The sequence below is a fragment of the Elusimicrobiota bacterium genome (genome assembly GCA_041660925.1).
In the GTDB taxonomy this organism is placed as follows: domain Bacteria; phylum Elusimicrobiota; class Elusimicrobia; order UBA1565; family UBA1565; genus JBAZUV01.
This window is the reverse complement of record JBAZVI010000003.1, coordinates 289,355-312,272: the sequence shown is the minus strand read 5'-3', so window position 1 is coordinate 312,272 and position 22,918 is coordinate 289,355. Positions and strand designations below refer to the sequence as shown.

The 22,918-nt window shown below is 71.8% G+C and carries 18 protein-coding genes and 1 tRNA gene; 15 read left to right on the top strand and 4 right to left on the bottom strand.

Annotated features, from left to right (window positions below; genetic code table 11):
* Positions 1–8: 8 nt before the first annotated feature.
* On the bottom strand, positions 9–986 hold the full coding sequence (locus tag WC969_06510; GenBank protein MFA6029484.1) for a MoxR family ATPase: 978 nt from the start codon (positions 984–986) through the stop codon (positions 9–11).
* 116 nt (positions 987–1,102) lie between these two features.
* Between WC969_06510 and WC969_06505 the strand changes: the two genes are divergently transcribed.
* The 7 genes from WC969_06505 (at position 1,103) to WC969_06475 (ending at position 5,841) form a co-directional block, all read left to right on the top strand.
* Positions 1,103–1,729 carry a MotA/TolQ/ExbB proton channel family protein gene (locus WC969_06505; GenBank protein ID MFA6029483.1) on the top strand — a complete coding sequence of 209 codons (627 nt, stop codon included), beginning with the start codon at positions 1,103–1,105 and terminating at the stop codon, positions 1,727–1,729.
* Positions 1,726–2,133, top strand: coding sequence for a biopolymer transporter ExbD (locus tag WC969_06500; protein ID MFA6029482.1), 408 nt, complete (start codon positions 1,726–1,728; stop codon positions 2,131–2,133). Before WC969_06505 ends, WC969_06500 begins: the two co-directional genes overlap by 4 nt.
* Entirely contained in the window at positions 2,130–2,888 is a 759-nt protein-coding gene (locus tag WC969_06495; GenBank protein MFA6029481.1) for a TonB family protein, read from the top strand. The genes WC969_06500 and WC969_06495 overlap by 4 nt, the downstream gene beginning before the upstream one ends.
* On the top strand, positions 2,885–3,046 hold the full coding sequence (locus tag WC969_06490) for a hypothetical protein (protein MFA6029480.1): 162 nt from the start codon (positions 2,885–2,887) through the stop codon (positions 3,044–3,046). Before WC969_06495 ends, WC969_06490 begins: the two co-directional genes overlap by 4 nt.
* Entirely contained in the window at positions 3,046–4,635 is a 1,590-nt protein-coding gene (locus tag WC969_06485) for a serine hydrolase (GenBank protein MFA6029479.1), read from the top strand. Before WC969_06490 ends, WC969_06485 begins: the two co-directional genes overlap by 1 nt.
* 651 nt (positions 4,636–5,286) lie before the next feature.
* Positions 5,287–5,377 (top strand) — tRNA-Ser (locus WC969_06480).
* A gap of 101 nt (positions 5,378–5,478) precedes the next feature.
* Positions 5,479–5,841: a peptide chain release factor-like protein gene (locus tag WC969_06475; GenBank protein ID MFA6029478.1), complete on the top strand. Its 363-nt coding sequence runs from the start codon at positions 5,479–5,481 to the stop codon at positions 5,839–5,841.
* 104 nt (positions 5,842–5,945) lie between these two features.
* On the opposite strand, the gene WC969_06470 is transcribed toward WC969_06475, so the two are convergent.
* From WC969_06470 to WC969_06460, 3 genes are all read right to left on the bottom strand, one after another.
* On the bottom strand, positions 5,946–7,172 hold the full coding sequence (locus WC969_06470) for a S8 family peptidase (GenBank protein MFA6029477.1): 1,227 nt from the start codon (positions 7,170–7,172) through the stop codon (positions 5,946–5,948).
* 156 nt (positions 7,173–7,328) lie between these two features.
* Complete coding sequence (locus WC969_06465; GenBank protein MFA6029476.1) at positions 7,329–9,758, bottom strand: protein kinase; 2,430 nt, start codon at positions 9,756–9,758, stop codon at positions 7,329–7,331.
* The gene (locus tag WC969_06460) at positions 9,755–12,106 is read right to left on the bottom strand and encodes a protein kinase (protein ID MFA6029475.1); all 2,352 of its coding nucleotides are present in this window, start codon (positions 12,104–12,106) and stop codon (positions 9,755–9,757) included. The genes WC969_06465 and WC969_06460 overlap by 4 nt, the downstream gene beginning before the upstream one ends.
* 96 nt (positions 12,107–12,202) lie before the next feature.
* Between WC969_06460 and WC969_06455 the strand changes: the two genes are divergently transcribed.
* From WC969_06455 to WC969_06420, 8 genes are all read left to right on the top strand, one after another.
* Complete coding sequence (locus tag WC969_06455; GenBank protein MFA6029474.1) at positions 12,203–12,502, top strand: ATP-dependent Clp protease adaptor ClpS; 300 nt, start codon at positions 12,203–12,205, stop codon at positions 12,500–12,502.
* Between the two features lie 99 nt (positions 12,503–12,601).
* Positions 12,602–15,544 carry a tetratricopeptide repeat protein gene (locus WC969_06450; GenBank protein MFA6029473.1) on the top strand — a complete coding sequence of 981 codons (2,943 nt, stop codon included), beginning with the start codon at positions 12,602–12,604 and terminating at the stop codon, positions 15,542–15,544.
* A 15-nt stretch (positions 15,545–15,559) separates the two neighbouring features.
* Positions 15,560–16,426, top strand: a complete 867-nt coding sequence (gene metF / locus WC969_06445; protein MFA6029472.1) for a methylenetetrahydrofolate reductase [NAD(P)H] — start codon at positions 15,560–15,562, stop codon at positions 16,424–16,426.
* 42 nt (positions 16,427–16,468) lie between these two features.
* The gene (locus tag WC969_06440; protein MFA6029471.1) at positions 16,469–18,115 is read left to right on the top strand and encodes a hypothetical protein; all 1,647 of its coding nucleotides are present in this window, start codon (positions 16,469–16,471) and stop codon (positions 18,113–18,115) included.
* Between the two features lie 67 nt (positions 18,116–18,182).
* Positions 18,183–18,872, top strand: a complete 690-nt coding sequence (locus tag WC969_06435; GenBank protein MFA6029470.1) for a 2-phosphosulfolactate phosphatase — start codon at positions 18,183–18,185, stop codon at positions 18,870–18,872.
* A complete protein-coding gene (locus tag WC969_06430; protein MFA6029469.1) occupies positions 18,869–21,109 on the top strand; it encodes an AsmA-like C-terminal region-containing protein in 2,241 nt (746 codons plus the stop codon). Before WC969_06435 ends, WC969_06430 begins: the two co-directional genes overlap by 4 nt.
* Positions 21,109–22,017: a type II secretion system F family protein gene (locus WC969_06425; GenBank protein MFA6029468.1), complete on the top strand. Its 909-nt coding sequence runs from the start codon at positions 21,109–21,111 to the stop codon at positions 22,015–22,017. The genes WC969_06430 and WC969_06425 overlap by 1 nt, the downstream gene beginning before the upstream one ends.
* Positions 22,017–22,895: a hypothetical protein gene (locus WC969_06420; GenBank protein ID MFA6029467.1), complete on the top strand. Its 879-nt coding sequence runs from the start codon at positions 22,017–22,019 to the stop codon at positions 22,893–22,895. The genes WC969_06425 and WC969_06420 overlap by 1 nt, the downstream gene beginning before the upstream one ends.
* The last annotated feature ends 23 nt before the right edge of the window (positions 22,896–22,918 follow it).

Genomic DNA, 22,918 nt, shown 5'->3' with positions numbered 1-22,918 from the left:
CGGAGGACTTAGAGGAGGCGGCCGATGAGCTCGTCGACCCGCACGCCCTCGGCCTCGGCCTGGAAGTTGAGGACGAGGCGGTGGCGCAGGATGGGCCGCGCGATGGCGAGCACGTCGGAGGCGTCGACGGCGAGCCGGCCGGAGAGCAGCGCCCGGGCCTTCGCGCCCAGGATGAGGGCCTGGCTCGCGCGGGGACCGGCGCCCCAGGAGACCCAGCGCCGCACGAAATCCGGGCTGCCGGCCTCGTGCGGGCGCGTACGGCGGGCGAGGCCGACGGCGAGGTCCACGACGGCGGAGGTCACGGGCACGCGCCGGACGATGTCCTGCAGCGCGAGGACCTCGGGGCCGCCGAGGGTCTTGCGCAGCTCGACGGTCTGCGCGCCGGTGGTCTCGACGACGATGCGCTTCTCGTCCTCGAGCGGGGGATAGTCGATGTTCACCTGGAGGAAGAAGCGGTCGAGCTGCGCCTCGGGGAGGGGATAGGTGCCCTCCTGCTCGATGGGGTTCTGCGTCGCCATGACGAAGAAGGGGAGCGGCAGCGCGTGCGTGCGGCCGCCCGCGGTGACCTGGCGCTCCTGCATCGCCTGAAGCAGCGCGGCCTGGGTCTTGGGCGGGGTGCGGTTGATCTCGTCGGCGAGCACGAGGTTCGCGAAGACGGGCCCCTTCACGAAGCGGAAGGAACGCTCGCGGGTCTGCGGGTCCTCCTGGAGCACCTCGGTCCCGGTGATGTCGGAGGGCATGAGGTCCGGCGTGAACTGGATGCGCTGGAACTCGAGGTCGAGGATGCGCGCGAGGCTCGAGAGCAGCAGCGTCTTCGCCAGGCCCGGGACGCCCACGAGCAGGCAGTGGCCGCCGGCGAAGAGCGCGGTGAGGAGCTGGTCGACGGCCTCGCCCTGGCCGATGACCGCCCGGCCCAGCTGCTCGAGGATGTCGCGGCGGGCGGCCTGGAGCTTCTCGGCGAGTTCAAGGTCTTTGGTGGCGGTCATGATAGGCACAATCTACATAAACGGGCGCGCCCGTGACAAATCGCGCGCGGCGCGCACACGCGCGCGTTCGGGACGCGGGTGGAAGGGCGCCGCGCTGATTTGGCATAATCCCAATCATGATTTACCTCTACCGTCTGAAGGCGTATCTCCTCTCGGGCGGCTTCACCCTGCTGCCGCTGGTGCTGCTCTCCGTCTACTCGCTCGCCCTCGCCTGGGAGCGCTACCGCTTCTTCCGCCGCTCCCTCGACGGACTGCCGCGCTTCCTCGAGCGCATGCGGGCCCTCGTCGTCGACGACAAGCTCAAGGACGCCCTCGCGCTCTGCCGCCAGTACCCGGGGATGGCCTCCAGCGTCGTGCAGGCCGCCCTCGTCGGCCCGACCGGCAAGGAGGAGCGCCTCAACGCCGTCGAGCGCGCCATCGGCCGCCAGACCGCGCGGCTCGAGGAGCGCCTCGCCATCCTCGGCACGCTCGGGAGCATCGCGCCCTTCATCGGCCTCTTCGGCACCGTGCTCGGCGTCATGCGCGCCTTCAAGGACCTCGCGCACGCCACCGGCGCGGGCCCGGGCGTCGTCGCCGTCGGCATCTCCGAGGCCCTCATCGCGACCGCGGCCGGCCTTTTCGTGGCGATCCCCGCCGTCGTGGCCTATAACTACTTCACGACGAAGGCCAACCACTTCGCCGACGAGATGCGCTGGGTGAGCGAAGAGGTCCTCGACCGCCTCACCGAGAAGACCCCCTCATGATCCACAAGGTCCAGCGGCGCCGCATCATGGCGGACATGAACCTCATCCCGCTCATCGACGTCTCGCTCATCCTCGTCATCATCTTCATGATCCTCACCCCGGTCCTCGTGCAGTCGCAGCTCACCGTGCGCCTGCCCTCCTCGACCGCGGGCTCCCCGGTCCCCGTCGAGTCCACCGTGCGCGTTCAGCTCGGACGCGACGGACGCGTGACCGTGGACGGGCGCGACGTGCGGCCCGACCGCCTGGAGCGGGAGCTCGCGCTCCTGCTCGGCGGCGCCGCCTCCAAGACGCTGCTCGTCCAGGCCGACCGGGTCGTCGAGGTCGAGCGCGTCGTCCGCGTGCTCGACGCCGCCAAGAAGCTCGGCGTCGGCAAGCTCGGCATCGCGGTGGTGCCGGAAGGATGACGACCGCCGTCCGCCTGAGCCCCCGGGACGCCGCGCGGGAGGTCCTGCGCGACGCGGGGCTCGGCGACGCCGCCCTCAACCCGTTCCTGCTGCGCTCCGCCCTCGCCCACGGCGCCGCCGCCGTCGCCCTCTTCGCGCTCGTGCAGGCGCACTGGGTGAAGCCGGAGCAGGTCTACCGCATCGACTTCATCGGCGCGACCGGGACCATCCAGAACCGCGACCGCGAGGCCGGCGCGAGGCCCTCCGCCCCGCCGGCCGCCCGGCCGGCCGCCGCGAAGCCCGCGCCGCTGCGGGACCCCGACGCCTTCCCCGTCCGGCGCCTGCAGCGCTCGCTGCCTCGCCCGAGCATCCTCGAAAGCCCCGACGCGAAGCCCGAGCGCCGGACCGCCCCGGCCCCCGCCGCCGAGGCGCCGCCCTCCGCCTCCAAGGGCCTCTCGGTCGGGCCGGGGTCGGGCGGCTCCGTCGCCCCGGACATGCCCAACTTCCCGTACCCGTGGTACCTGACCTCGATGCGCTCCTCCCTGTGGGACCGCTGGGCGAAGCGGATGCCGGACCTCGCCGGCGAGTGCGGCATCGCGTTCACCGTCCTGCGCGACGGCGGGGTCGTGGACCTCCTCATCGAGACGAGCTCGGGAGACGGCGGCTTCGACTATGCCGCGCTCAGCGCCGCGCGCGAGGCCGGGCCTTTCCCTCCCCTGCCCTCCGGCTTCCCGGAGCCCTTCCTCCGCGTGCACGTCAACTTCCGTTCGGGATGAACGACATGGCCAACGAGAGCTGCGCGAAGTGCTGCAAGAACATGTCCCTCGTGAAGCGTTGGTTCCGCTGCACGAAGTGCGGCTCCTGGTTCTGCCCCAGCTGCATGGACCGCTTCTGCCTCTTCTGCCGCGCCCCCGTAGAGGAGAAGCCCCGCTGATGCGCTTCCTCCTCGGCGCGCTGTTGCTCGCGCTCCCGGCCTCCAACGCCGGAGCCCGGCCCCCGGCCCCGAAGTCCCGCCGTGCCCACGCCCGAACCGCCGCCCCGCCGGCGGCGAAAGCGCCGGTCCGCGTGCGCTACGACGTCTCCTACTTCCGGAGCGCGGACCCCGCCGCGGTCCTCGAACGGCGCAGGACGCTGGGAGAGGTCTTCGGCTCCTCCCTGCTCAAGAAGCTGCGCATCGTCCGCTTCGAGGAGGGCTACGCGCTGCTCTACCCGCGCCGGGGCAACGAGGCCGGCGCCCGCCAGACGGCGGAGGGACACGGCCGCGTCCTCTCCGCGCGAGGACTCGGCGAAGCGCTCGTCGTCGAACACCGCGACTGGATCGAGTTGCCCGAGCGCGAAGTGCGCGCGCTGGCGAAGAAGCGGCCGACGCCTAGCCCCGTCATGCTCCCGCTCCCGCCGGCCGTCTCGGCTCCGGCCGCGCCGTCCGCCCCCTCGACCGGGACGGCGGCCGCCGCGCCCTTTCCGAGCCCCGCCCTCCAGGCCGCCGCGACGGCTCCCGCGCCCTCCTCCCCGATGACGACGGCGACCCCGCCTGCCGCCCCTCTCCCATCCCATGGGAGAGAGGGTGGGGGTGAGGCGGCCGGAGGCACCGACATCTCCACGGACCTGCCCGCGGCGGTCGGCGGCTCGTCGCTCGCCGTCGTCGCCGCGTCCACCGCCCCCGCCGCCGACACCGCCCCCGTCGCCGCGTTCCCGGCGTACACCCCGGAACAGCGGGCCGCCGCCGTCGAGCTGCGCAGCCGGCTCGAGTCCACGCTCCAGCAGTACATCGACCAGCTGCGCCGCATGAAGCGCATCTCCTCCGACGAGCAGACGGCATGGTACGTCTTCGATTTCACGAGCGGGGAGAAGCTCGTCGAGATCAATACGGACGTCAAGCTGCAGGCCGCGAGCCTCATCAAGCCCTTCATCGCGCTCGCTTTCATGCACGAGGTCCGGGAAGGCCGCCTCGCCTACGACGACGACGCGCGCCGGCGCTTCGAGAAGATGATCCAGCATTCGAGCAACATCCAGACGAACTGGGCGATGCAGAAGCTGGGAGGCCCCAAGGAGGTGGAGCGGCTCCTGCGCGAGCACTACGGGCACGTCCTCAAGGAGATCGAACTCGTCGAGTACATCCCCGCGGGAGGACGCACCTACAAGAACAAGGCGTCGGTGGCGGACTACGGGCGCTTCCTCTTCGCCCTCTGGAAGGACGAGCTCCCGGGCGCCGAGGAGATCAAGCGTCTCATGGCGCTGCCCAAGCGCGACCGCCTGCACACGCGCACCGAGGTCCCCGACGACGCCGAGGTCTACAGCAAGACGGGCAGCACGAGCCGTCTCTGCGGAGACATCGGCGTCCTCTCCATCCAGGGTCCCGACGGACGCCGCTACGCGTACGCCGTCATCGGCATCATCGAGAAGAAGCACTCCGCGCGCAACTACTTCCGCTGGCTGCGCGCGCGCGGCAACATCATCCGCGAGATCTCCAGCCTCGTCTACCGCGGCGTCGGCACCCTCCACGGCATCCCCTCCGCCCAGTAGCGGGGGGATCTCCTGCGGAGATCTCCTCCTCCGCTAAGATACGTCGTTCCCGACCCCCCAAGACTTGCCTTCCCACCCCCGCAATGCCAGAATGGGGCGTTCGCTGCCGGCATTCTATTCGTCCTCACTGGGGCACGATCCTCGAAGAGCCAGAAATTGCTGCAAGATGCGGCATAACCGACAGAAACCGGCATGAGCTATCAAGTCGCCGACGATGCAGAGCCCCATCGGTCTTTCACCGCGGTCGGAGCGACGCTCTTTATTGTCGACTGAAACCCATGTCGAGTCCGCCAGCAACCCGCTTGAGCGTGCCGACAAAGCCATCTCCCCGTTGCCCAACCCCCTTCACAAAAGTTAGTATCCCTCGTCGTCCCCAGCCCCGCTAGCAACGGGGTGTTTCATTAGGAGCGCGCGCAGTCGCGCGCACCTGATTAAGGCGCGAGCGAAGCAATGCGCACCTTAAGGTCGTTCTTCATGAAGCGCGGCGGCATGGTCCGCCGCACCTTAGTGGAGGGTGACAGCCGTCCTGGGACGCGCGAGCGGCCCGACGGCGCCAGAGGGGGGAACCCCCCATGGGGAGGACCCGAGCGAGCAGATTCCTTACTCGCGAGGGCTTCAGCCCCGCACTCGTCAGTGCGGGGTCCGACAAGGGGAGAGGTGGGTGAGCGGTTGAAACCAACGGTTTGCTAAACCGTCGTACGAGTGAAAACTTGTACCGAGGGTTCGAATCCCTCCCTCTCCGAGTTTAAGCCGGGAATCCCCGAAAGGGGATTCCCGGCTTGATTTCAGCGCTCTCGCCCGACGAAGCCCCGTCGCTTCCGGCGAGGCGACCGGAAGCGAAAAGTGAAGATCAACGAAGACTTCGGCGTCCGACCCGAGAAGCTCCAGGCCCTGCGCGAGAGGATCGCGCGGCTCGGCCTCGACCTGTCCAAAGTCGAGGAGAGCTTCACCCGCGGCGGGGGGAAGGGCGGCCAGAAGGTCAACAAGAGCGCCAACTGCGTCCTGCTGCGCTACGCGCCGCTGGAGCTCGTCGTCCGCTGCCACCGCGAGCGCAGCCGCTCGCTCAACCGATTTCTGGCGCTGCGGGAGCTGGTGGACCGCGCGGAGATGCTGCTCTCGCCGGAGACTTCCGAGAGGCTGAAGGAGTTCGAGAAGATCAGGAATCGGAAGCGACGACGAGAACAAAAGAGGGGGGAGAGCTCATAAGCGAGCTCCCCCTCTCACCCAACCCTCCCCCGCAGGGGAGGGAGACAATAAGGAAACTGACGAGGGCCCGTTCCGGATTTCTCCGGAACGGGCCCTCTGCTCACTCACATATTATCAGCCAGGGGCATTCCAGCACCCTGCTGGGTCGCCGTCAGCGCGGGGAGCTTCTCCGCCGCTCCGACGAGCGCCGCGCGCACCGCGCTCGGGCTCGACGCGCCCGCGGCCACGGCCAGCGCGGCGAGGCCGGCGATGTGCGGGGTCGCCATCGAGGTCCCCGACATCTTGGTCGTGCCGCCGCCCATCTTGCACGACATGATCTCGTGGCCGGGTCCGATGACCGCCACCTCGGGACCGGTCGTGGAGAAGAACGCCAGCTTGTCGTCGATGGTGCTCGCGCTCACCGCGATGGACTGCGGATACTGCGCGGGCGCCGAGACCGGCGCGTTCGGGTCGTTGCCCGCCGCCGCGACGATCGTGACGCCGGCCTTGTAGGCGTTCACGACGGCCTTCTTGAGCGCGGCCGTCCCGGGGCCGCCGAGGCTCATGTTGACCACCTGCATGCGGTTCTCCGCCGCCCACTGGAGGCCCTGGATGATGCCCTCGATGGAGCCGCCGCCTTCGGCGTCGAGCACCTTGATGGCGTAGATGCGGGCCTTGGGAGCGACGCCCACGACCCCCTGACCGTCCTTGACCGCCGCGATGGTGCCGGCGACGTGTGTCCCGTGCCCCTGGTCGTCGACCGGCTTGGCCGTCGGGTCCAGGACGTTGTAGCCGCCCGCGCAGTTGGCGCGCAGGTCGGGGTGGGTGCAGTCCACGCCGGTGTCGATGACGCCCACCTTCACGCCCGCGCCCTGGGTGCGGGTCCAGGTCTGCGGCGCGTGCACGCGGGAGATGCCCCAGGGGACTTCCCCGGTGATGAGGGGGGCCTTGGGGACGATGTCGGCGTTGGCCCGCGCGGTCCTGAGGACCTCGCTCACCGAGGGGATCTCCACGGAGCTCAGCGAAGGGGCGGCGAGCTCGATCCACTTCCTGTAGACGTTGTCCTCGTAGCCCTCCACTCCGGGAGCCGCGGCGACCAGCTGGACGGCGTCCGGATGGAAGGCCGGCATGCGCACGACGAGGGCGTCGATGAACGGGAGCTCGCGGACCACCACGGCGCCCGCGGCCTCCACGAGCCGCCGCCGCTCCTGCGGCGGGACCTGCGCGCTGAACGTCACGATCTGCGTAGGCGTCTGCTGCCGGATCCCGGGACGGGCCGTCGCCTGGGCGGCCGCGTACGGGACGAACGCGAACGCACCCAGCACAAATGCGGCTGCGATGTTGAGGAACATCCACCACCTCCGATGAGGGCCGCCGTCGACCCTCGGGCTCTTCTTCCGTCGGCCACCTAGGCCTCTCGTCCCATAGGGTATAGGCCCTACGGGCCTGGGGCCACTACCCAGCGACCCATGGCGGGGGTGGTACGGAGGGCCTAGGTTGTTGGATGTCTACGCCTGGGGAGTCGACGGAGGCGCTTGGGGAGGGTCCTGGGGACCTTCATCGGCTGAACCCTCGGCGGTAGGGTCCGCCAGAAGGTCCGTGACGCCCTCCTCGACGGGCTCGTCGGGCGGCGGGGTCTCCGCCGGCGGGGGGACAGGCTCCACCTTGGACGAAGGCTCGGGCAGGCGGCCGAGCAGGGCGAGGCGCGCGCGGAAATCGATGAGGGCCAGGCGCTTGCGCCAGGCCGGCTCGAGCGCCTCGTCGACGAGCGCGTCGGCTTCCTTGGGCAGGCCCGGGACCAGGGCGCTGGGCGGGGCGAAGGCCTTCTCCACCTTCTGCAGCCCCGCGTCGGGGCCGAAGGGGGCTCGGCCGGTGAGCATCTCGTAGAGGCAGACGCCCAGCGAGTAGACGTCGGAGACGGCGGAGTAGAGCCCCTCGTCGGCCTCCGGCGGCATGTAGGCCGGGGTCCCCTGGATGCTGCGGGTGCGCGCGAGCAGGGCTTCGTCGAGACGGGGGCCCCCGGCCTCCTCCCCGACGAGGTCCTCGGGCTCCATCTGCTCGACGGCCTTCGAGCCGGGGACGATCTGCCTCGCGATGCCGAAGTCCATGACCTTCACATGCCCGCGCTCGCCGACCATGATGTTCGAGGGCTTGAGGTCGCGATGCACGATCCCCTTCGCGTGGGCGAAGGCGAGCGCGTCGCAGACGCCCTCGAGGATGCGGCGCGTCTCGCCGGGAGGGATGCGCCGGCGCTCCGCGAGGATCTGCTGCACGGTCCTCCCGGTGAGGAGCTCGAAGACGAGGTAGAGGCCCTCCGGACGGTCGAGGATCTCGTAGATGTCCACGATGTGGGGATGCTTGAGCGCGGCGAGCGTGCGGGCCTCGCGCAAGGCCGCGGCCCGCGCGTCGGCGCTGAAGGACGCGGACTCCGAGAGGCGCTTGACGGCGACGCGCCGCTCGAGCGAGGTGTCTCGCGCCTCCCAGACCTGCCCCATGCCGCCGCGGCCGATGACGCGCATCAGCTCGTATTTCCCGACGACGGAGGCGGCGACCGCCTCCCCGGCCTCCGGCCAGTCGGACGGAGGCGGAGCCGCCCGCGGCTTCCTGGCCGCGCGCGAGAAATGCAGGAGCATGAACCCCGCTCCCGCGAGGCCGCCGAAGAAGAGGAGCAGGGCGAGGCGCGGCGTGCGCCGGCGCAGCGGGCGGGTCGCCGCGACGGCCTCGATGAGCTGCCACGCGTCCTCGGAGTTCGGGTCGAAGAGCCGCACCCCGGCCCGGGCCGCCTCCAGCTCGGAGGCGAAGCGTTCGGGGTCGAGCTCGGCCGCGCGTTCGAGGTCCCGGATCAGCCGGTCCTTGCGTCCGAGGCCCTCCTGGGCGAGGGCGCGCAGGTGGTGAGCGTAGGCGTTCTCGGGGTTCAGCCGCAGGGCCGCCGTCGCGTTGGCTTTGGCCTCCTCGTACTTGCCCTGCATGAGCTGGGCTTCGGTGAGCCGCTCGTAGGCGTCGCCGCGTTCGGGGTCGAGCTCGACGGCCTTCTTGGCGGATTCCTCGGCCTCCTTCCAGCGCTTCATCTTGTTGAGGATGCGCGCCTTCATGACCCGGGGACCGGCGTCGAAGGGCCGCCGGGCGATGTCGCGCTCGACGGTGCGCAGCGCGCCCTGCGAGTCGCCGGAGCGCAGCTGCGCGTCCGCGGCGGCTCCGTCGTACTGCGCCGACCCCTTGCCCAGGGATTCGAGCGTCTGGGAGTCCGAGATGAGGATCTTGCGGTCGAGCCAGGGCTCCTTCGCCCCGGTCCTGGCCGCGGCCTTCGCGGCCTTCGCCTCCTTCTCCCGCGCGGAGGAGGCGGGACCGACGGCCCCTTTGACGTTGTTGCTCTCGCCCAGAGCCGGGGGGGTGTAGACCGCGGTGTTCGCCGGGCGCGAGTACTCGACGCCGCCGCCGGAGGGCCCGCCGCCGACCGTGGAGGCCGCGGGGGAGGCCCCGTAGCTCCCGAGGACCTGCTTCCAGCGGAGGTACTCGTTCTGGTTGTAGGGGCGGCCGTGCTCGCGCGCGTACGCCTCCTCGGCCTTGAGGTAGTCCGAGCCGTTCTTCCGATAGTTCTCGTCGGCCTTCTGCTTCTCGGCGAGCGCCTTCTCGTACTCTTTCTGCGCCTGCTGGATGCCGCCGATGGCCCCTTGGAGCCCCTGGATGTCCTGCCCCGGCTGCCTGGCGGTGTTGTTCGTCGCGGAGACCATCGCGGCGCTCGCCTGGTTCTGCGCCTGCTCGGCCGCCGCCACCCCGTTCTTCCCCATCTGGGTCTTCAGCAGCGCCTGCTGGACCTGCTGCGCGGCGGGGTCCTCGGTCGCGCCGTACGAGCCGGTGCGCTGGGCGCGCGCCGTCCCGGGCGCCGCCGGCGCCAGCGCGAGGACGAGGAGGGCGGCGAGGGCCGGTCGCCGGCTCATGCCAGGGACGTATTCTCCCGGACCGCCTCGAGCGCGGCGCGGAACTCGCGGGCGTTCTTGAGGCGGTCCTCGATGCGCAGCGTCATGCTGCGCGCGAGGAGGTCGTCGATCTCGGGCGAGAGGCCCGGGACGCGGAGGGAGGCCTTCACCCAGGTCTTGTCCTGCTTCGAGAGGACTCCCTGCAGACCGAAGGGAAGCTCACCGGTGACCATCTCGTAGAGGCAGACGCCCAGCGCGTAGACGTCGGCGGCGGGGGAGACGACCCCGCCGGCGGCCTCGGGCGCCATGTAGGCCGGGGTCCCGGCCACGGTCTGGGTGCGCGCCATCAGGAGCGGCGAGGGGGCGGCCCCGAGCGGGGAGGGGGGCTGGGTCGCGCCCTTCTCTCCGATGCTCCGGGCGATGCCGAAGTCCATGACCTTCACGAAGCCCTGTTCGGTGACCATGATGTTCGAGGGCTTGAGGTCCCGGTGCACCACCGCCCGGCCGTGGGCGAAGTCCAGGGCCTCGCAGACGGGGCGCAGGATCTCCCGCGACTGCTTGAAGGGCAGCCGCTTCTGCTCGGCGAGCATCTGCTGGACCGTCTTCCCGGTCAGGAGCTCGAAGACCAGGTAGAGACCGTTGGGGAGGTCCAGGATCTCGTAGATGTCGACGATGTTCGGATGGTGCAGTGCGGCGAGCGTGCGCGCCTCCTTGAGATAGAGCTCGCGCGCCTTGCCCTCGAACTCTCCTCCGATCGACATCTTCTTGACGGCCACGATGCGGTCGAGGGACTGGTCCTGCGCCTCCCAGACCTGGCCCATGCCGCCCTTGCCGATGATGCGGGAGAGCTGGTACTTGCCCGCGAGCAGGCCGCTCGTGTCGTCGTCGGCCGCGCGCGCCGCGGAGAGGCCGGCGCCCGCGGGAGCGGCGGCGCGGCGGCCCCAGAGCAGCCATGCGCCGCCGGCGACGAGCAGCAGCGCGAGCAGCAGCGCCCCGGCGTAGACCGCCCCCGAGGCTCCTCCTCCGTGGCGCCGGCCCGTCATCGCGTCGAAGAGCTGCCAGCTGTCGTCGCCGCGCGCGTCGAAGAGCTTCTCGCCGGCGCGCGCCGCGCGCAGCTGTTCGCCGAAGCGGGTCGGATCGAGCCGCGCCGCCTCCTCGATGTCGGCGAGCATCTCCTCGCGCCGCCCCAGGCCTTCCAGGGCGTAGGCGCGGATCGCGTGCGCCATCGCGCTGTTGGGGTTCAGACGCAGGGCCTCGGTGGCGCTGGCCACCGCGTCCTGATAGCGGCCGAGGTTGAGCTGCGCCCAGGCGGCCGCCTCCCGCGCGGCGGGATTGTCGCGGACGAGGCGCACGGCCGCGAGCGCCGCCTCCTCCGAGCGCTGGAAGAGCGAGGTCCGGGACTGGGCGTCGCGGGCCTTCCCCGCGAGGCGCCCGAGCGCGACCGCCTTGAGCGTGTAGGCGCGCGCGTTCGCGAAGCTCTGGAGGGAGCGGTCGGCGTCCTCGACGACCCCGGCGAAATCGCCCATCTTGTTCTTCGTCTCGGCGGAGTTCAGGTACGCGGCGCTGCGCTCCTTGGCCTGCGCGTTCCCGTCGCGCGCGACGTTGGGCATCGCGATGCCGCGCTCGTCGAAGGGGACCCCCGACGCGGAGGGGCGGGAGCCCTCTGCGTCCTCGCCGCCGCCGGGGGGGAGTCCTCCTCCCGCCGAGCCGCCGCCGCCCTCGACCGGCTCGTCCTTGGGCAGGGGGATCTTGCCGAGCTTGAGCCGCGCGCGCTCGCGCGCGAGCGCTTCGGAGATGCCCGTGCCGGTGACCGCCCGGCCGACGTCCACGTTGGGGATCTTGATCCCGCGAGGGTTCACCACGCCCTGCGGGTCCTGGGAATCGTCCTTCCCGTCGGAGGAGCCGCCATCGCGCGTCACGTAGTCGAAACTGCCCTTGTCGCCGTCGCTCGCGTCCGCGTCCACCTGGCCCGTGCCGCCCGAGGACTGTGGATAGGGGATCTGGTCGATGCCGGATGACGCGCCGCCTCTCGAGCCGCCCTGATTCGGCGTGCCGTACGGGTTCGGGCCGCCGTAGTCCGAGGAGGGCGTGCCGTTGGTCGCGGGGACGGCGCCGCCGCCGGGGACCTGCCCGGTCGCCGAGGCCGAAGCGGCGGCCGCCTCCTTCTTCTTGTTCGCGGCATCCTCGAGCTTGCCGCCGCTGAGGGCGTTGACGATGCCGGCGCCGATGCCGCAGAGCTTCCCGCACTTGGCGTCGCCGATGGCGAAGCCGTTCTGGTAGTTCTCCTTGGCTTCCCCCGCATGAGCGGGGACTGTTCCCGCGACGAAAAACACGGTCACGAGTGCGGCGAAAGCGGTCGAGCGGCGCATGCGTTCCTCCGAGCCCTGCGGGCCGTGACTAGTATCATTCTGAAGAGGAGAAAAGTCAAGGGTTCCTCCCTTAATAAGAACATATATAATCGGGACATGAGCGGACCCTCCTCGACCGGCGCGTCCATCACCGAAGAGCTCCCCGGGACCTCGGACGTCTCGGGCCGCGGCCTCGGCTGGCGCGTCGTCCTCTTCAACTGCGAATGCCACACCTTCGACGACGTCGAGCGCCAGCTCATCAAGGCCATCCGCTGCTCGCTCTCCTCGGCGCGCCGCTTCTCCTGGGAGGTCCACTCCCGGGGAGAAGCCGTGGTCTATGAGGGCCCGCTCGAGCGCTGCGAGGCCGTCGCGGCCGTGCTCGAGGACATCCGCCTGCGCGTGCGCGTCGTGCAGTGAGCCCTTCGTGTTTTCGGCCCGGCCGAAAACACGAAAAGAAATGGTAACACGCATCCTTTATAGTTGCGGACGGAGGCGTTCCGCGCGGGCGCCCCGCTCATGAAACGAATCCTGCTGTTCCTCCTCATGGCCCTCGCCGCGGCGCCGCCGTCTCCGGCCGCCGAGAAAGCGAAGGACGCGCGCCGCTGGTTCCTGGAGGGCCTCGATCTCTACCGGCGCGGCGACGTCGCCGACGCGCTCAGCTCCCTGACGAAGGCGCTCTCCGAAGCCCCCGACCTCGCCGTCGCCTGCGCCGCGCGCGCGCAGGCGCGCTACGCGCTCGGGGACGCCGCAGGCGCGGAGGCCGACGCCCGCTGCGCGCTGCGCATCTCCGCGCTCAAGCGGCCCGAGGACGCGGTCGCCCGCGCCGGCGCCCGCCTCCTGCTCGGCGACCCCGACGGAGCCGACCGCGACGTCGCGCAAGCCCTCACGCTCGACCCCGAATACGCCGACGCCTACCTCGCGCGCGGCCGCCTGCGCCGCCTGCGCGGAGACCTCGAGGGCTCGGTCAAGGACTTCTCCCGCGCGCTCAAGATCGCCCCGGACCTGCTCATGGCCCGCTACAACCGCGCCCGGGGACTCTTCGAGCTGGGCTACAAGGACAAGGCCGTCGAAGAGCTCACCCGGACCCTGCAGGGGAATCCGCGCTTCTTCCTCCCCTACGCCATGCTCGGGCAGATCTTCGCCGCCAAGGGCGACGACCAGCGCGCGATCCTCGCCTACTCGAAGTCCCTGCTCCTGAACCCCGACTACGCCGGCGCCTATCTCGGCCGCGCCGCCGTGCGCATGAAGACCGACCCGCGCTCGGCGCTCAAGGACTTCGACGAGGCCGTACGCGCGGCGCCGGACGACTACGCGGTCTACTACAACCGCGCGGAGGCGCAGCTGCGCCGCGGAGAACGCGAGGCGGGCATGGCCGACCTGCGCCGCCTGCTCGCGCTGCGCATCGACCGCCCCGAGCCCGCGCTCGGCGCCGGGGACCGCTTCATGCAGAACGCCCAGCCCGTCGAGGCCGTGCGGATGTACTCGATGGCGCTCGCGGCGGCGGGCTCCCTGCCCGGCCGCGACGCCCTGCCGCTCGCGGAGCGCGCGCTCCTCAAACGCGCGGCGGCGCTCCAGGCCCAGCGCAAGGACGCGGAGGCCCTGCGCGACCTCGACGAAGCGGTGCGCACGAGCACCGGCTCCTTCGCCGCCTACACCGTGCGCGCGCAGCTGCGCCTGCGCACCGGCGCCGAAGCGCGTCTCATCGACTACGACCTGCGCCGCGCCCTCGACCTCAACCCCCGCTGGGCGCCGGCCCTCGCCGCCCGCGGAGCGCTGGGCGCGCGCCTGGGACGCCCCGAGGAGGCGCTCAAGGACTACACGGCCGCCCTCGAGGCCGACCCCGCCCTCGCCGACGCCTACAACAACCGGGGAGCCCTCTACGCCAACGCGCTCAAAGACTACGACCGCGCCGTCGAGGACATCACGAGGGCCCTCGAGCTCTCTCCCGAGAACCCCGCCTACCTCCTGAACCTGGCCGCCGCCCGCATCCAGCGCCGCGACTTCCGCAAGGCCGTCGAGGCCGCGACGCGGGCGCTCGAGCTCAAGGGCCCGGCCGAGACCTGCCTGCTCCTGCGCGCGCAGGCGCTCTACGCGCTCGGGGACCGGGTCCGCGCCCTGCAGGACGCCGACGAAGCGCTGCTGAAGAACCCCAAGTCGGCGGCGATCCGCACGGCGCTGGGCTCCTTCCGCCTCAAGGCGCGCGAGTTCCGCAAGGCCGTCGAAGTCCTCGACGAGGCCGTGGACCTCGACCCCAAGTCCTCGCGTCCGTACCTCTACCGGGGTCTCGCCTGGGGAGGGCTCGGCGACTACAAGAAAGCCCTGCGGGACTTCATGCACGCCGCGGAGCTCGATCCGCGCTCCCCCGAGCCCCCCGCGTACGGCTGCCAGGCGCTGCGCCTCATGGGGAAGGCGCGCGACGCCGCGGGCGCGTGCAGCCGCGCGCTCGAGCTCGACGGCCAGCACCCCGGCGCGCTGCTCCAGCGCGGCCTCGCCTATCTCCAGCTCAAGGAATACGCGCAGGCGGTCCGCGACCTCGAGGAAGGCAACCGGCTCGGGGTCCCGCAGGCCGCCGCCTCGCTCGCGCGCTCCGTCGCCCACGCGGCCCTGCGCCAGTACCGCGAGGCGGACGCCGTCTACCGCGAGGCCATGCTCCTCGACTACCAGGCCCGGGTCGCGGACCTCAACTTCGGAGAGCCGCTCGAGAACGCCCGCGAATACCGCCACCTCATCGACCGCCTCGAGTCGTCCATGGACAAGGACGACGACACGGCTCAGATGCACCTCGTTCGAGGACACGCCCTCGCGAACGCCGGGCACTACGACCGCGCCATCATCCAGTACACCCGCGCGCTCGAGCTCGACGCCGCCGTCGCCGCGGCCCACCTCGACCGCGGACTCGCCCTCATCGAGCAGCAGAGCTTCGACGCCGCCGAGCAGGACCTGCGCCGCTCGCTCGAGCTCGCGCCCTCCGACCCGCACGCGAACATCGCGCTCGTCACCCTCTTCACCGCCCGCCGCCGCTACGCCGAGGGCCTCCGGGCCGCGTCGGAAGCCGTGCGCATGAACCCGAAGGACCCGGACGCCTACATGAAGGCCGGGAACCTGCGCTTCTTCCTCAACGACCCCGCGCGGGCGCAGGAGAACTACGCGCTCGCCCTGCAGATCGACCGACAGAGCCCCGCGGCCTACAACGGCATCGGCCTCTGCCGGTTCCAGCGCAAGGAGTACGCTCAGGCCGTGGAGGACTTCAGCCGCGCCGTCGCCCTGCGCTCGGACGCCGACCGCTTCTACCGCAACCGGGCCTCGGCCTACGTGAACATGGGGGACTTCGCGAACGCCGCCAAAGACTACCGCGTCGCCCTCGAAGTCAACCAGGACCCGGACCTCGTCGACGAGTACAAGAAGCTCCTCCAGACCGCCCAGGGCCGCATCTCCGAGAAGGACTCCTCCAAGAAATAGTATCCTTGTCGTCCGATGAGGATCCCCGAACTGCTCGGGCGCGGAAAACCCGTCTTCTCCTTCGAGTTCTTCCAGCCCAAGACGACCGAGGACGTCGCCGCCTTCGAGGCCGTCGTCCGCGACCTGCGGCGGCTGGAGCCCGCCTTCCTCACCATCACCTACGGCGCGGCGGGGAGCGCGCGCGAGAAGACTTTCGACACCGCCGCCTGGATCCAGCGCGAGACCGGGATCGCGGTCGCGGCCCACCTCACCTGCATCGGCCACACCCGCGCGGAGATCGACGCCCTGCTCGACCGCATCTCCGCGCTCGGCATCGAGAACATCGTCGCGCTGCGCGGGGACCTGCCCCAGGACGGCAGCGCGCCTCCCCCGGAGCTCCGCGAGCTGCCCTACGCCGCCGACCTCGTCCGACGGGTCCGCGCGCGCGGTCGCTTCGCGGTCGCGGTCGCCGGCTATCCGGAGAAGCACCCCGAGGCGCCCTCCATGGAGGAGGACCTGCGGCGGCTCAAGGAGAAGGTCGCGGAGGGCGCGGACTGGATCATCACCCAGCTCTTCTTCGACAACGCCGACTACTTCGCCTTCGTCGAGCGCGCCCGCCGCGCGGGCCTCCGCTGCCCCATCGTCCCCGGCATCATGCCCGTGACGAGCTTCGCCCAGACCCGCAAGTTCACCGCGCTCTGCGGCGCCCGCCTGCCCGCGCGCATGATCGCGGACCTCGAGCCGCTCGCCGAAGACCGCGCGGCGGTCGCCCGCTACGGCGTCGAGTGGGCGCTGCGCCAGTGCCGCGGCCTCCTCGAGGGCGGAGCGCCCGGGATCCACTTCTACACCCTCAACAAGTCCCACGCCACCTCGACGATCCTCAGCCGCCTGAAGGAACGGTAGCCCGAATCCGTGACGGGGATTCGGCGACGACGCGTTTCCCGGATGTCCGCCCTCGCGGCGGTCGCCGTCCTCCTCATCCTCCTGCCGCCCGGCCCGGTCCGCGCGGGGGGGAAGCTCGAGCTCGAGCGCGGCAACGTCTTCGACCTCTCGCGCCCCGGCGAGGACCAGTGGCTCTTCCGTCTCGCGAACCGCATCCACGTCCTCACCCGTTCGGAGGTCGTGCGCCGGGAGCTGCTCCTCGCGCCCGGAGAGCCCTTCGACGCGCGTAAGGCGCTCGAGACCGAACGCAACCTGCGCGCACTCGGCTTCATCCGCGCCGCCGAGGTCCTCCCCGCGGAAGACGGCGGCCTGCGCGTGCGCACGGTCGACGCCTGGACCCTCAAGCCGCAGGTCTCGATGGGGACCGAGGGCGGCGACCACTACCTCATCGCCGGCGTCGCGGAGGACAACCTCCTCGGCACGGGACGCGCCCTCTCGTTCCATCACGCCTGGATCGGGGGCGACGCCCGCAGCGAGACGCGCTTCGCGGACCCGCGTCTCCTCGGCTCGCGCTGGCGCCTCCTCGGGCTGTTCACTCAGGCCCCGGACGGGGACTCCAACGGGATGCTCGTCGAGCGGCCCTTCTTCTCGCTGGACACCCCCTGGTCGGCGCGCTTCTCCTGGGCGCGCATCATCGGAGACGAGAGCCTCTACCGCGCCGCCGAGGAGCGCTCGAAGTTCAACGAGGACTGGCGCTCCGTCCGCTCGGAGCTCGGCGCGCGCCTGCCGGCCTGGAGCGGGGGCACGCACCGCGTCTTCGCGGGGACCGTCTTCGAGAAGGCCGTCTTCACGGCCGGCGCGGACACCGAGCCGGGCACCCTGCCGGCCGGGCGGACCCTCTCCGGGCCCTACGCGGGAGTCTCCTCCGTCCAGGCCGACTACGTGAAGGAGACGGAGATCGATTCGATCCGCCGCGTCGAGGACTTCAACCTCGGCCCGGAACTCTCCGCGCGCGCGGGCCCCCTGCTCGAGGCCTGGGGCTCCGACCGCGACCGCTGGGCGCTCTCCGCGGGCGCGCAGAAGGGCCTGCGCCTGCCCGGGGGGGCCTTCGCGCTCTCGGGAACGGGGCTCCAGGGACGCCTCGCGCGCGGCCGGGCCGAGGACTGGATCGCCTACGCGAACCTCAACCTCTTCGCCAAGATCCCGCAGCCGCTGCCGCAGACCCTCGTCGTCCACTTCGAGTTCAACACCACGGGCGCCCTCGACGGGGAAAAGCAGCTCATGCTCGGAGGGAACACCGGCGTGCGCGGCTACCGCAACCGCAGCTTCGCCGGGACGCGGACGATGCTGCTGAACATCGAGGACCGCGTATTCATCGACCGACAGTGGTGGCACCTCTTCTATCTCGGCGGAGCGGCCTTCCTCGACTCCGGCTGGACCGACGACGAGGGCCCGCTCGCCCGCAGCCGCCCCCGCAGCGACCTCGGCGTCGGTCTGCGCCTCTCGCCCTCCCGCTCCGCGACCGGCGCCGTGATCCGCCTCGACCTGGCGTACGCGCTCAACCGCGGCCCGGGCCCCAGCCGCTGGGTCGTCTCCCTGCGGGGGGGCCAGGCCTTCTCCATCTTCAACAGCACCAACCGCCGCGTCCTCGTCGCTCCCGACGCCGCCCTCGGAGAGGAGTCCGCGGGCGCACGCCTGCGCAAGCGCTGACCCCGCCCTCTTACATCGATCAGGCCCGGCCGTTCCGGCCGCGGATTAAGTAGAATCCGGGACACCCATGGCCTCCGACGCCGTCATCGTCCGGGACTGGGACCGCCGCCCGCCGCGCGGGGGTACCGCCGTCGTCATCGACGTCCTGCGCTTCTCCACCACCGTCTGCGCCCTGCTGGCGGCCCGACGGCGCCGCGTCGTCGTCGCACGCACCCCCGCGGCCCTGCGCCGCCTCCCCGGCCTCTCCGGCTGCGACGTCTATTCGGAGCTGGACTTCCGCAGCCGGGGCCGCCGCTTCGACAACTCGCCCCACATGGCCTTCAGCGTCCGCTCGCCGCGCCCCGCGGCGGTGACGACGGGGACGGGCGCACGCGCCCTCTTCGCGGCCCGGGGCGCCGACGAGGTCCTCATCGGGGGCTTCGCGAACTTCTCCGCGCTCCTGCGGCGCCTGCGCCGGGCGAAAGGACCGATCCGGCTCCTGCCCGCCGCCGCACGCTGGAGCGGCCATCGCGACGCCGTGGAGGACCTCGCCTGCGCCGAGGCCCTCTCCCGAGCCCTCGGCGGCTCCCGCGGGGAGGCCGCCAAGGGCGTGCGCCGCGTCGTGCGCGCCGGCCGCGTCGAAGAGCACCGGCGCTTTCGCCCCTTCTCCGCCGACATCGACCTGGACTACTGCCTCCGCGTCGACCGGCTCCCGCTGGTGCCCCGGGCGCGCTTCACGGGCCCCTCGACCGCGCGCCTCTCCAAGGTGAACGCATGAAGAAGCTCCTCGTCGTCTCGCTCGGCGCCGCCGCCGTCCTCGCGCTGCTGACCGGCGCCGGGCTGCTCGTCCTGCGCCGGGCGCTCCCGCCGGAGAAGCTCCGGGCGCTCGCCGTCGAGAAGGCCTCCGCCGCCCTCGGCCGGGAGGTCCGCCTCGCCGGCGCCGCGATCGGCCTGCGCGGCGCGGAACTCACGGGCCTGGAGGTCTCGGAGGTCCCGAGCTTCAAGGCCGGGGTCGCTCTCAAGGCGGGGACGATCGTCCTGCGGCCGCGCTGGGCGCCGCTCCTGCTGCACCGGCGCCTGGAGGTCGGGGAGGTCCGCCTCAGCGACTGGAGCGTCGAGGTCCGCCGCCGCCGGGATGGACGCCTGAACCTCCAGGACGGAAAGCCCGCCGCCGCATCCGCCGCGGGCGCGAAGAGCCCCTCCGCCGCCGCCTCGTTCTACGTCGGCGCGCTCCGCCTCGAGCGCGGGTCCGTACGCTACGCCGACGAGTCCTCCGGTCTGAAGGCCGCGTTCAAGGACGTGCGCCTCAAGGCCGACGGGGTCCGCCTCGAGGGGGCGTTCCCGCTGGCCCTCGCGTTCGGTTTCGACGTCTCCTCGTCGGGGAAGCGCTGGACCGGCGCGCTCGACCTGCGCGGGCGCCTCGACGCCGGCGGGGGGGAGAGCGCGCGCATGGTGCTCGAACCCGATCCGCTCGTCGTCTCCCTCTCCGGCCTCGAGCTCGAGCTCCGCGGACGGGCCGCGCTCGACCGCGCGAAGCTCGCGCTCCGTCTGAAAGGCGACGCCCGGGAGCTCGCGAAGCTCTCCCCGGCCCTCGCGGCGCTCCCGCTGCTCCCCCTCGAAGGGTCGGCGGCGGCCGCGCGCAAGGGCGACGACCTGCTCGTCGAGTCGATGAAGCTCTCCTCCGGGAAGCTCCTCGACCTCTCCCTCTCCGGCGCCGTCCGCGGCGTCTCGTCGGCCAAGCCCGCGCCCGACCTCTCCTTCCAGCTCCGGCTCGACCTGCCGGCGCTCGACGCTAAAGCCCTCGGACTTCCGGCCGCCCCGCCGCCGCTGCAGGCGAAGGCCTCCGGGCGCTTCGACGGCCGCGTCCTGACCCTCTCGAGCCTCTCCGCGTCGGCGGGGCTTCTGGAACTGAAGGCGTCCGGGACCGTGCGCCCGGACGAGGGGCCCGCCTTCGACCTCTCCGCCGAGACCAACGAGTTCGACCTCGCGGCCCTCGCGAAGCTCGTCCCTCAGGCCGCTCCCTACGCCCCCGCCGGGAAGGCGCGCATGAAGCTGCGCCTCGCCGGGACGAAAGCGGCCCCGCGCGTCTCGGGCGAAGCCCGTCTCGCGGGCGTCTGCGTGCGCGCGTCGGGCCGCGCGCTGAGCGCGCTCGACGGCACGGCCTCCGCGGAGGGGGACCTGGTGCGCGCGCGGCTGAAGGGCGTCGTCGAGGGCAGCGACTTCGAGCTCTCGGCGCAGGCCCGGGGCTTCCTGCCGCCGGCCGCGAAGGAGCCCGAACTCAAGCTCGAGGGCTCCTTCGGGACCCTCGACCTCGGGAAGCTCCTCCCGCCGAAGCCGGCCGGCGAGGCCGCCGAGAAGAAGGAGACGGCCTCGGCGCGCAGGACGCCGGCGACGACCCTCCTGAAGACCTCCGGGAAGCTGAGCGTCGAGCGCATCAAGCATCCGAATCTCGAGGCGGCGCGCGGCGAGCTGTCCTGGAACCTCTCCGGCGTCGGCGACAACTCCCGGCTCGACGGCGCGATGCGCTGGAGCGTCGGCGAGGGCCGCTTCGAGGACCTGCGCGCGCTCGCGGCCGGCAGCCCGCTCGCCCGCGCCGCCCTCACCCCGCTGCTCGCCCTGCAGAGGATCTCCGCGCTCGCGAAGGTCCCGCTGCTCCCGTCCTTCGATCGCGTGAGGTTCACCGGAGCCGTCGGGGACTACGCGCTCAAGGGAGGCGTCGCGAAGGTCCGCGAATCGCGCCTCGACGCGGACGCCGCCCTGGCGACGATGACGGGCTCCGTCGACCTCGGCCGCGAGACCGTGGACCTGAAGATCAACGCCAAACCCGGACCCGCCGCCGGGATGAAGCTCTCGGCGCCCGTGACCTTCACCGCGAAGGGCCCGCTCGCCGACCCGAAGGTCTCCATCGACGCGGCCTCGGTGCTCAAGCAGCCCGAGGTCCAGAAGGCCGTCGACCAGGGACGCAGGGCCCTCGAAGACGCCGGGCAGAAGCTCCTGAAGGGACTCTTCCGCTGATGAGCCTCTTCGGCGCCGGACGCATCCGCCTCTTCCAGGCCCTCGCCGAAGGCGCCCGTTCCGGTCTGGGGGCGGACGCGGCCCTGCGCGCGCTGGGGCCCTCCTCGGGGGAGGGCGCGGACCTGCTCGCGCGCGTCGAGAGGGGCTCGTCTTTCGGAGAGGCCCTGCGCGCGGCGGGCTTCCCGTCCTGGCAGGCGGAGGTCGCGGCGGCGGCCGAAGCCGCCGGCCGCCTCGACGAGGCCTTCGCGGGCCTCGCAGCGGAACTCGAACGCCGGCGCGCCTTCTGGCTCGCGCTCCTTCCGAAACTCCTCTACCCGCTCATCCTCCTGCACGTCGCACCCGCGCTGATGATCATCCCCTCCTGCGTCGCCGGCGGGACCCCGCTCCTTCCGCGCCTGCTGAGATTCCTCCTGCCTCTCTGGCTCGGCGGGGCCGCGCTCGCCTGGGTCCTCGCGGGAGTGCCGGGCTCGGTCCTCGCGCGCCTGCCGCTGATCTCGAGCTTCATCAAGACGCGCTTCTTCTCGACGCTCGCGCTGCTGGTGCGCACGGGCCTGCCCTTCCCGAAAGCCGTCGGACTCTCGGCCGCCTCGGCCGGCCTGCCCGCCTCCGACGCCGGCCTGCGCCGGGCGCTGGACGCCGCCGCGGCCGGCTCCTCGTTCGCCGACGCCCTCGCCGCGCTCGGGCTGCTCTCCCGCGCCGAAACCGACGCCCTGCGAACCTCCGAACTCGCCGGCCGCTGCGACGAACAGCTCTCCCTGCTCGCGCGCCTGAGCGCGCAGCGCAACGCGGCCCTGCTCGACGCCGTCGTGGCGGCCCTGCCGCCGCTGGCCTACCTCGCCGTGGCCCTCTGGGTCGCGTCGCGGATCATCGACTCCTACTCGACGCTCCTGAAACCTGGAGGTTTCTGATGGAAGACTCCGAAGACTCCTCGATCACGCCGGGCGTCATCGCCCTGCTGGTCCTCTTCATCCTGCTCACCACCGGAGCGGCCCTCTTCGTCCTCATGCGCTCCGGCTCCATCGGAGGAACGGCCGCTGTGCGCGCCGAGGCTCCGCCGCCCGTCGCCTCGCCCTTCCCGCCCTCCGAAGAGCGGGACGCCCGCCTTCCCGACCCCTCGGCGTCCGCCGTCCAGGCGGGCCAGGCGGTGAAGCCGCTCTGGGAGACGCCGGAGAACCTCTCCGCGAACGCCGGAGGTCAGCGTCCCGCGGCGTACGCCTCCTCCGGCGGGGACCCGCGCACCGCGTCGTCGGCCCCGCCGCAGGAGTACCGTCCCCAGCCGAGCGTCGACGCCGACCTCGTGAAGGCGGGACTCCCGGCCGACCCGGCCAAGGCGCAGGACCTCGCGAGCGACAAGAGCGCGTTCGGCGCCCTCTTCCGGAGCCTGGCGAAGCACCCGAAGGTCCTGGCCGCCCTCCTCAACAACGAGGCCGTCGTGAAGGGCTTCATGAGCCAGGAAAAGGTGAAGCGCAACTGCTCGAGCCCCGGCGCGATGGCGAACTGGCTCCAGAGCCCTCAGACGAGCGGCGACGTGGGCTCCTACGTCGGCTTCCTCCAGAAGAACCCGGGCGCGGCCTCGGCCATGGCCGGGACGAAGCTCGTCAAGTCCGTGATGGACTGCCCCGGGTCGCAGGGCCTCATGCACAACCCCGGCGCGATGTCCGGGATCGTCACCTCGAACCCGGCCTACATGAACCTCCTCACGAACCCCGAAGTCATGAAGGGCCTCATGTCCTCGCCCGATACGATGACGGCCTTCATGGGCCTCAAAGGAGGCGGACGGCGCTGAGACCGGCGCGATGAGAGGTAAAT